Source organism: Sulfurimonas sp. (assembly GCF_016744025.1).
In the GTDB taxonomy this organism is placed as follows: domain Bacteria; phylum Campylobacterota; class Campylobacteria; order Campylobacterales; family Sulfurimonadaceae; genus Sulfurimonas.
This window is the reverse complement of record NZ_JADGFC010000115.1, coordinates 1-8,397: the sequence shown is the minus strand read 5'-3', so window position 1 is coordinate 8,397 and position 8,397 is coordinate 1. Positions and strand designations below refer to the sequence as shown.

The following is an 8,397-nucleotide window of genomic DNA, read 5'->3' as shown; positions in this document are numbered from 1 at the left end:
TTCTTTGTTTTTGGTCGAATAAGATTAGCAGATTATCGATTAATCCTATCTTTCAACTTACTTTCAAAAAATTGCACTTGATTTTAGAATTGGCGAAATCATATTGTAATAAAGGCCTATTAATGTTTAAAAAACAAAGCTGTAATATGAATAACTTAGAGGCTAATATTAGAATTAGAATTATAATTGCTACACTAATTCTTGTTTATGCATTTATTAATATATCTATACTAATGGGCATGATGAGTATATATTTATATTATACAGGCTTTAAAAGATTTTGTTTTACCTACGATATATTTAAAATAAATAAAAATTATAGCTTAAACAATTACTACTTATCTCTACTTCCAAAATATAGACCATCTCCTGTATTTATCTTTAATAGTAGTGGAGAAATTGTTTTTAAAAATAATACAGCAGATAAAGAACTATCTCACATTGAATCTGTAAAATATGTTGGCATTGAGGATTTTGATCATATAATATCTGAAGATGCATTTCAAATAGTTTTTTTAGAACACAAAAAGAAGTTTTATCAAGTCGAACTTAAGGGTATTTCAGATGAAAGTTTCTTACTTGCATATGTAACAGATGTAACTGAAGTTATGGCGTTAAACGATGCTATAGAAGAGACTCAAAGAGAAGTTATTTATGCAATGGGAGAGATTTGAGAAACAAGATCTAAAGAGACAGGAAATCATGTAAAAAGAGTTGCTCTTTACTCTAAAGAACTTGCACTTTTATATGGTCTTTCTTATGAAGAAGCTGAACGTCTTCAAATGGCAAGTCCCATGCATGATATAGGAAAAGTTGGTATCCCAGATGCAATACTAAATGCTCCAAGAAAACTTACTGTGGATGAATTTGAAATAATGAAGACTCATGCTTCCTTAGGATATAACATGTTAAAAAATTCAAATAAACCTATTCTTCAAGCTGCAGCAATTGTAGCAAATGAACATCATGAAAAGTTTGATGGAAGTGGTTATCCTAATGCTACTGTTGGAGAAGATATCCACATATATGGAAGGATTACTGCTGTAGCAGATGTTTCTGATGCTTTAGGTTCGGATAGAGTTTATAAAAAAGCTTGGATTCTTGATGATATTATGGAGTTATTTAATAAAGAAAGTGGAAAACATTTTGATCCAAAAATTATCAATATATTTAAAGAGTTTTAATTAATAGAATGACTACTTAGCGCCACACTTACCAGCGCCACATTTCATTGCTTTCTTTTCAACTTTTTTTTCAGTCATCTCTGCTGCACTAGCAGTTGTAGCACTAAGTCCTAAGAATAACATTGCACCTAAAAGAAGTGCTGCTAAGTTTAATTTTTTCATTTGTAAGCCTTTAAGTTAATTTGAATGAATTGTAGCACAATTATAAATAATATTAATATGATATGTGTTACATAAGCATAATTCCTCAGAATAATTTAACAAATTTCTATTTGTAACCTAGATAACTTTACTATGTCATTTTTCTCAAAAGTTTTTAAAATTCTGCTGACCACTTCACGAGAAGTTCCTAAAATATCTCCTAGCTCTTCATGAGAAATATGAATCTTCTTACTATCTTGAGATTGTAACCAGTGTAAAATACGAGTGTCAAGCGATGAAAATATTATCTCTTCAATCATAGAAGCCATAGCATCTAAGCGTTTTGCGTATTGATCAAAAACATAACGTTGGAACTCTTTATCTTCTATAAAAAGTCTAACGATAAGCTCAGCAGGGATATCGTAACCTTCTAACTCTGTTTCATCTATAGCACTTCCTGCAGCCGGAGCACTGTTGTAGGAGCTTGTGAAGTTGACATTACACTGTTCGCCTTTTTCAAAGTAGTAGAGTAATACACTTTGCCCATTTTCATGATGACGAACAACACGAACACGTCCTTTTGTTAAAAACAAGATATCAGTGCAGATATCCCCTTGTGCATAAAGTTGCATTCCTGAAGGTACCCTCACAGCTAAAAGTTCCTCTTGACTCTCTTTTCTTATCTTATTAAAAAAATCGAATTCTTTCAAATTATTTCCTCATACTTAATGCTAATTTTTCTACTTCTTGTATTGAAATAGGTTTAGAGTAGTAAAATCCTTGAGCGATATCACACTCTGATTTTTGTAGAAAGTCTATATGTTCTTGTGTCTCTGGACCCTCAGCAACAATTTTTAATGATAAGGATTTTGACATACTAATAATCGCATTTGTAATAGCAATATCATCTTTGTCATTTGGAATATCTTTGATAAATTCTCTATCTATTTTTAATTTATCAATAGGAAGTTTTTTCAAATAACTCAAAGAAGAATAACCTGTACCAAAATCATCAATAGATATGGATACCCCAAGCTTTTTGAGTTTTGATAATATTTTTACAGTCTCGTTAATATTTTCCATGATTACACTCTCTGTAATTTCTAACTCTAAGAGTCGAGCATCTATCTGTGTTCTTTCAATAGCAGTTTTTATATATGAGCATAAATCATGATGCAAAATTTGTTTAGCTGAGATATTTATAGATAAGATTATTTCTTTCATATCTGTATCTTTCCAAAGAGCTAACTGATCGCAGGCTTGGTCTATAACCCATTCACCAATAGGCATAATCAAACCACTGTTTTCTGCAATAGGAATAAAATCAAGAGGAGAGATTAAGCCCTTTATCGGATGATTCCATCTAATAAGTGCCTCAACACCAATAATATTTTCACTTACTAGTGAAACTTGAGGTTGAAAAAGTAAAAATAATTCATTATTTTGTAAAGATTTATGAAGATCACTCTCTATCATTAGGCGAGGAGCAGATAAGTTAAGCATATCTTCTTTAAAGAAAGAAAATTTGCTTTTGCCTGAATGTTTTGCATCGTACATTGCTACATCAGCATTTCTTAAAAGAGTTTCTGCATCTTGAGCATCATCAGGATAAATTGCTATACCTATAGATGCCCCAGTGTAAACTTCATAAGTATTTAATGTAAATGGCTTCTTAAGAACTTTATGAATATTTGTCATTATTTTTTCTAAGGTGAGCTCACTCTGTACATTTGAGAATAAGAATACAAATTCATCTCCTCCAAAGCGTGATAGCATGTCGTAACCCTCTATCTCAGTTTGAAGACGCTTTGTAACTTTTGTAAGTAACAAATCTCCTAAAGTATGACCTAGTGAATCATTTACTGTTTTAAAATTATCAAGGTCCATAAAAACTAAAGCAAAGTTATTTTTATTTGTATTTACTAGCTCTGTTATTTTATCTATGTAAGCATGACGATTTGGTAAGGCTGTTAGAATATCATGATTTGCGAAATATTCTAGTTCATTCTTAGCTTTTTCTTCTTTTTTGTAAACGAACCAAAAAAGTATAATACCTACAAACCAAAACAGAAGATGAACTATAAGAGTCTTTTTATAAGAAGTCAGTGATAGTTCATATATCTCAGCCATTGGAACAGTGATACTAACTCCTCCTGCCGTAGTGTTAGTTAAGTAAGATTCTTGATGACCGTGACAAGATAGACATCCTGGCGTAATCACCATAGGACGGATTAGACGCATATAAGTTTCATTGTCTATTGTTGTAAGCTCAATGACTTCTTTGATTAAGTCATCTGTTCTAAATCTTTGTAGAGCATCTTTTTCCCATTTGTCGGGTTCATTATTTGGATTTAAAATCTCTAAAGCTGTAATATGCCCTTTGACTCCATAAAGTCCTGAGTACTCATCCATCATCTGTCTTAGCATATATGCAGGGTTCATAAGAGTTAGCTCTTTCCCGGATTTAGTAGTGATATCTCTATCTTTTATATGTTCTAAGTAAGGACTTGGAGGTGTTCTGTCCATATCTACTGGGACATAAACTCCACCATGAGTAGTAGCCCAACGTCTTATAGCTTGTTCTTTATCAAAGCTTGCATTCGCAACATTATGAGCAGTTTCAAAGCTTTGATTGTATTGATTAAAAGCAGCAAAAATCAGGGATGAAATCACTGTTAGTGTCCATATAATCATAGTGATAATTTTTGCATTGAATAATTTTTTCATAGCTCTTTTTTAAATATTGATTTCATATTAGATATCATTATAATATGAAATCACTTAAGATTCTCCTTTATAGATAAACTCAATCTTTTATCAATATATTTTAGATAAAATTGCTCTAGATATTAAAAATAATAAAAGGTACTTTTAAATGAAACAAAGAGTCTTACTTGTACATGGATGGGGTGGAAGTGATGACCCTCATTGGCAAAGCTGGTTAGCAGCACAACTTGTAAAAGATTATGGTTGTGTTAGTTTTTTAAAACTCTCAGACTATGAATTTCCAGATAAAGATGTATGGAAGAAAGAACTTCTAAACGAGCTTAAAGATTTCAAACCTACTATCGTTATTTGTCACTCTCTTGCCAATACTTTATGGTTTCACTTGTGTAATGAAGAAGAGATTGCAGATGTTGAAAAACTATTTTTAGTTGCACCACCAAGTTTAAACTCTCAGATAGATGAGTTAAAAGGCTTTTTCCCTATAAGTGCTCCTAAAAATTTACATGCAAAAGAAGTTCTGCTTGTTTGTTCTACTAATGATCCATATATGAATATTGACGAAGCTAAGTTATTGCAAGAAGAACTTAATGTAGAGATGGAAGTTTTACAAGATGCAGGGCATATCAATGCAGATAGCGGGTTTGGTCCTTGGCCTTGGATGTTAGATAAGTTAAAATATAAAAAAGGCAACTAAAATGAATGATACTGTAGAAGAGTTAGAGTCAGAACTACAAATAGTTTTATTAAATATAGACAATATCGCTGTACAAGTAATAGAGAAAAAGATAGATGCATATCAGGGTTTTTTAGAATCCGAAAAGTGGAAAAATAGAGTTGTAGAAATAGGTATTTCCTTAAAAGAAAAAGGAATAGACATAACTACAAGAACAGAATAAACTGCTATATGATATAATATTGTAATATGCTATTAAAGGAGTTGTTATGAATGTAAGTCAGTATACATTTCAATCACCTTACTCTAGTGCATTTCAAGTTGGTAGACTTGACCCTAACTCTCGAAGTGGAGACACAGGTTCTCAGCCTAGTTCAGACTTTGTTAAAAATACAAACTCTACTCTTGCAAATGCTCAAAGTTTTAAAGCCTCTCAGACTAGTGAAGTGAAGCCTACCGTTGATTCAGCACATGTACTAGATATATATGCTTAGTCCAACTCTTTACTTTCTAAGATCTTCTGAGCAGAAGATAACAAGTGATATGCTTCGTTATGCAATGCGCCTTGATGAGGTAGATAAACCTCTGTCCGATTTCCCCGCACTTGGTATTTATGAAAAGTTTTATGGTCTAACTACTAAAGATTTAGGACTATATGCCCTAGTTGATAACAAAATAGCTGGAGCTGTATGGATACGCCTTCTAAGAGAAGATCACGGAGCAAATGGATATATAGATGCAGACACTCCCGTACTAAACATAGCAGTTATCCCAGAGTTTAGAAGTCAAGGTGTAGGTTTTTCTATGCTAAGTCAATTTTTACAAGAAGCTGGGGCAGTATTTGAGCAAATTAGTGTAAGTATCCTTCAAGATGCTAAGGCTATAAAACTCTTTGAAAAGCTTGGTTTTGAGAAAGTTGAAGCTTCTGAGGGAAAAAGCCCAATTGATGGAAGTGATGTTTTTACAATGCTAAAAAAACTTGATAAAAAAGAAGTTCTACGACCAACTGACGGATATGATCCTCGAAGATGGATGGACTAGCTCTAAACATCTAAATTCTTTATTTTTTTGATTGCCTACTTATAGCCATCTTCATATTATTGCAGTATAATTTCAAAAACAAAACTAAAGGCTTCTCTCATGGCAAAATATCCAACACTTCTAGAACAATTTCGCTCTTTTTACTTTCAAAACAACCCTGTAGATATGGAACAAGCTATAAAGTACTTTTCTGTATTTGGTGGAATGAGTTGGAGTGTTGATATGGATGTACCATTAGATGAGTTAATCGAAACTAAGGTTTTTAATAACTATAAATATATTCACGCTGACATTACTAAGATTACGGAGAGTGATAGACATTCTCACTTACTTCTAAGTGGAATCGCTATGGGAGATCGTAGAACTCACTCTGCTCTAAAAAAAGCTCGCATCTCAAGAAGTGATGGTGAGTATGCAATGGAAAATCTTTTTGACCGTGGTCTACTTCAAGCTGAATATTCACTAGAATCTCCACCTAACTCAGAAGATAATATAGATGAAAAACTAAATTTCAATGCTCCATTTATGCGTTTTTGGTTCTCTTTTATATCTCCTTTTTTCAAGGGTATAAAAGAGGGTGATTATAAAGAAGCTAGAGAGAGATTTATCAACCGTGAACAAGAGTTCTCTGAACTTATCTTTATAAAACTTGCAATGGAAGTTATGAAGAAGAGTTTTAAAGAAGACCCTATTACAGAGATAGGAAGTTATTGGGATAGAAATACTGAGATAGATATCTTGGCAAAAACAAAGTCTGGAAAAATCATTGCTGGTATCTGTAAAAACTCTAATGCTAAAGCAAAAAAAACTGAACTTACAAAACTAAAAGAGCAGTGTGAAAAAGCTGAACTAACTGCTGACATCAATGTTGTTATCTCAAAGAATGGTTTTTCAAATGAGCTTAAAACACTTAAAGGCGCAGACTTAAGACTGTTTGCTCTTAAAAACTTCAAAAGTTTAGTAGAAGACCTATATGATGAAGACTTCATTGAGTGTACAGGAAAAAGATATTAAAAACTTGAAAAAAAAAGTTGCTTACCAAGGTGTAAAAGGTGCTTATTCGCATCTAGCTTGTCATAACCAATTTCCTGAGTATGAGGCTATTGCTTGTAAATCATTTGATGAGACTATGTATCTTGTTGAAGAGGGTGAAGCTGACGTAGCTATGATTCCTATGGAGAACTCAACCGCTGGTAGAGTTGAAGAGATATATAGACTTATACCAAAGATGAAACTCCATATTATAAAAGAGCATTATCAGCCTGTAAACCATTGTCTTTTAGCTCTTCCTGGAACAAAGATAGAAGATATCAAAAGTGTATCATCTCATCCTCAGGCTCTTGCTCAGTGTAAGATACATATAGAAAAGTACAACTTAGATGCAAAGGCAAAGTTTGACACGGCTGGTTCAGCAGAAGAACTTATAAACATGCAAGACAAATCACACTCTGCCATAGCATCTAGCTTAGCGGCGCAAATATATGACTTAGAGATTATAGAAGAAGCATTTCAAGATATAAAAAACAATACTACTCGTTTTCTTGTTCTCTCTAAAGAGCATATTGTTCCAAAGTTTGATGAGGGCAAAAAATACATTACTTCTATCATCTTTGAAGTAAGAAATATCCAGCAGCACTTTATAAGGTGCTTGGTGGCTTTGCAACAAACAACGTAAATCTTATCAAAATAGAGAGCTATTCTGGTAGTGGAACTCTAACTGTATCTCAGTTTCATATAGATGTAGAAGGCCATCCTGATGAGGTAAATGTAAAACTTGCACTTGAAGAATTGGCTTACTTTGCTAACACAGTTAAGATGCTAGGTACTTATATTCCTCACTTAATGAGAGAGAACTTACGAGCTTAAGCTAACCGTCATACGTCAAGAAAGGTAACATTTTTTTTAGATACACTTATCCAAAGTGAAAAAAAATGACAGAAGAAAAATTTATACATGATAGTCATACTGTTTTAAAGTTTATAAAATGCTACTGCGACAATGAGCATTTTCAAAGTGAAAAACGTACAGACTCAATAAAACTCAACTACAATGATAAAGACTTAAACTTAGAGATGCCATATCATCTTTGTGCAAGGTGTGAAGAGACTCTTCTTTACTCATACGTCAAGCTTCAAGAGTGCCCGCATGATGAAAAACCAAGCTGTAGAAAATGTCCAAAACCTTGTTATGACAAACCTCAGTGGAAACATCTAGCAAAAATCATGAGATTTAGCGGTATAAGATTTGGCATCTTAAAGATAAAAAAGAAAATCTTTGACCGTTTTAAGAAGAGTGCTTAAAACACTACGACCGCTTCCGTGACTTTGCGTAACACCTTTTTCAACTAAGTCTGACAAGTCTCTACTTGATGTTAATCTTGTAGCTTTTGTAATAGATAGATATTTACTCACTTTCAAACTCTAATGGCAAAGATGCAAGCATTTTTAAAATAACTTTTTTTTGTCTATCATTTAGTTTTGTATTTATATGCTTATCCCAAAACATTGCTTTTGTCTTAACTATTTGAACTTTTAGACTTAATTAAAAAAACGGGTGCATAATTTTCTACTTTTTCTTATAATTCACAAGATAATAATCTACTAAGTTTAGCTTCAAACTTTTACTTAATCC

The 8,397-nt window shown here is 32.6% G+C and carries 11 protein-coding genes and 2 pseudogenes; 10 read left to right on the top strand and 3 right to left on the bottom strand.

Features of this window, described 5'->3' with window-relative positions; genetic code table 11:
* Positions 1–122 precede the first annotated feature (122 nt).
* Positions 123–302, top strand: a pseudogene (locus tag QZZ48_RS12700) (YgaP-like transmembrane domain); the annotation flags it as partial.
* A gap of 291 nt (positions 303–593) precedes the next feature.
* Positions 594–1,184, top strand: a pseudogene (locus QZZ48_RS12695) (HD domain-containing phosphohydrolase); the annotation flags it as partial.
* Positions 1,185–1,196: 12 nt separating this feature from the next.
* Here the strand turns inward: QZZ48_RS12695 and QZZ48_RS12690 are convergent.
* The 3 genes from QZZ48_RS12690 to QZZ48_RS12680 all read right to left on the bottom strand — a co-directional run bounded on the left by QZZ48_RS12690 (position 1,197) and on the right by QZZ48_RS12680 (position 4,052).
* Positions 1,197–1,346, bottom strand: a complete 150-nt coding sequence (locus QZZ48_RS12690; protein WP_294966469.1) for a hypothetical protein — start codon at positions 1,344–1,346, stop codon at positions 1,197–1,199.
* Positions 1,347–1,441: 95 nt separating this feature from the next.
* Positions 1,442–2,035 carry a Crp/Fnr family transcriptional regulator gene (locus tag QZZ48_RS12685; protein WP_294966467.1) on the bottom strand — a complete coding sequence of 198 codons (594 nt, stop codon included), beginning with the start codon at positions 2,033–2,035 and terminating at the stop codon, positions 1,442–1,444.
* Between the two features lies 1 nt (position 2,036).
* A complete protein-coding gene (locus QZZ48_RS12680; protein WP_294966466.1) occupies positions 2,037–4,052 on the bottom strand; it encodes an EAL domain-containing protein in 2,016 nt (671 codons plus the stop codon).
* 148 nt (positions 4,053–4,200) lie between these two features.
* On the opposite strand from QZZ48_RS12680, the gene QZZ48_RS12675 reads away from it, so the two are divergent.
* The 8 genes from QZZ48_RS12675 (at position 4,201) to QZZ48_RS12640 (ending at position 8,066) form a co-directional block, all read left to right on the top strand.
* Positions 4,201–4,746 carry an alpha/beta hydrolase gene (locus tag QZZ48_RS12675; RefSeq protein ID WP_294966464.1) on the top strand — a complete coding sequence of 182 codons (546 nt, stop codon included), beginning with the start codon at positions 4,201–4,203 and terminating at the stop codon, positions 4,744–4,746.
* A gap of 1 nt (position 4,747) precedes the next feature.
* Positions 4,748–4,948: a hypothetical protein gene (locus QZZ48_RS12670; protein WP_294966462.1), complete on the top strand. Its 201-nt coding sequence runs from the start codon at positions 4,748–4,750 to the stop codon at positions 4,946–4,948.
* A 46-nt stretch (positions 4,949–4,994) separates the two neighbouring features.
* Complete coding sequence (locus tag QZZ48_RS12665) at positions 4,995–5,219, top strand: hypothetical protein (RefSeq protein ID WP_294966460.1); 225 nt, start codon at positions 4,995–4,997, stop codon at positions 5,217–5,219.
* Positions 5,212–5,766, top strand: coding sequence for a GNAT family N-acetyltransferase (locus tag QZZ48_RS12660; protein WP_294966458.1), 555 nt, complete (start codon positions 5,212–5,214; stop codon positions 5,764–5,766). Before QZZ48_RS12665 ends, QZZ48_RS12660 begins: the two co-directional genes overlap by 8 nt.
* Before the next feature lie 99 nt (positions 5,767–5,865).
* Positions 5,866–6,780 (top strand): DUF234 domain-containing protein, encoded by a 915-nt coding sequence (locus QZZ48_RS12655; RefSeq protein WP_294966456.1) that lies wholly within the window; start codon positions 5,866–5,868, stop codon positions 6,778–6,780.
* Positions 6,740–7,441 (top strand): prephenate dehydratase domain-containing protein, encoded by a 702-nt coding sequence (locus QZZ48_RS12650; RefSeq protein ID WP_294966454.1) that lies wholly within the window; start codon positions 6,740–6,742, stop codon positions 7,439–7,441. Before QZZ48_RS12655 ends, QZZ48_RS12650 begins: the two co-directional genes overlap by 41 nt.
* Positions 7,411–7,632 (top strand): hypothetical protein, encoded by a 222-nt coding sequence (locus QZZ48_RS12645; RefSeq protein WP_294966452.1) that lies wholly within the window; start codon positions 7,411–7,413, stop codon positions 7,630–7,632. Before QZZ48_RS12650 ends, QZZ48_RS12645 begins: the two co-directional genes overlap by 31 nt.
* A 65-nt stretch (positions 7,633–7,697) precedes the next feature.
* Complete coding sequence (locus QZZ48_RS12640) at positions 7,698–8,066, top strand: nitrous oxide-stimulated promoter family protein (RefSeq protein WP_294966450.1); 369 nt, start codon at positions 7,698–7,700, stop codon at positions 8,064–8,066.
* The last annotated feature ends 331 nt before the right edge of the window (positions 8,067–8,397 follow it).

Coding starts and splice junctions, on each gene's coding strand:
- QZZ48_RS12660 (WP_294966458.1), top strand. CDS start 5,212: ATGCTTAGTCCAACTCTTTACTTTCTAAGATCTTCTGAGCAGAAGATA.
- QZZ48_RS12655 (WP_294966456.1), top strand. CDS start 5,866: ATGGCAAAATATCCAACACTTCTAGAACAATTTCGCTCTTTTTACTTT.
- QZZ48_RS12670 (WP_294966462.1), top strand. CDS start 4,748: ATGAATGATACTGTAGAAGAGTTAGAGTCAGAACTACAAATAGTTTTA.
- QZZ48_RS12665 (WP_294966460.1), top strand. CDS start 4,995: ATGAATGTAAGTCAGTATACATTTCAATCACCTTACTCTAGTGCATTT.
- QZZ48_RS12640 (WP_294966450.1), top strand. CDS start 7,698: ATGACAGAAGAAAAATTTATACATGATAGTCATACTGTTTTAAAGTTT.
- QZZ48_RS12680 (WP_294966466.1), bottom strand. CDS start 4,052: ATGAAAAAATTATTCAATGCAAAAATTATCACTATGATTATATGGACA.
- QZZ48_RS12675 (WP_294966464.1), top strand. CDS start 4,201: ATGAAACAAAGAGTCTTACTTGTACATGGATGGGGTGGAAGTGATGAC.
- QZZ48_RS12690 (WP_294966469.1), bottom strand. CDS start 1,346: ATGAAAAAATTAAACTTAGCAGCACTTCTTTTAGGTGCAATGTTATTC.
- QZZ48_RS12650 (WP_294966454.1), top strand. CDS start 6,740: ATGATGAAGACTTCATTGAGTGTACAGGAAAAAGATATTAAAAACTTG.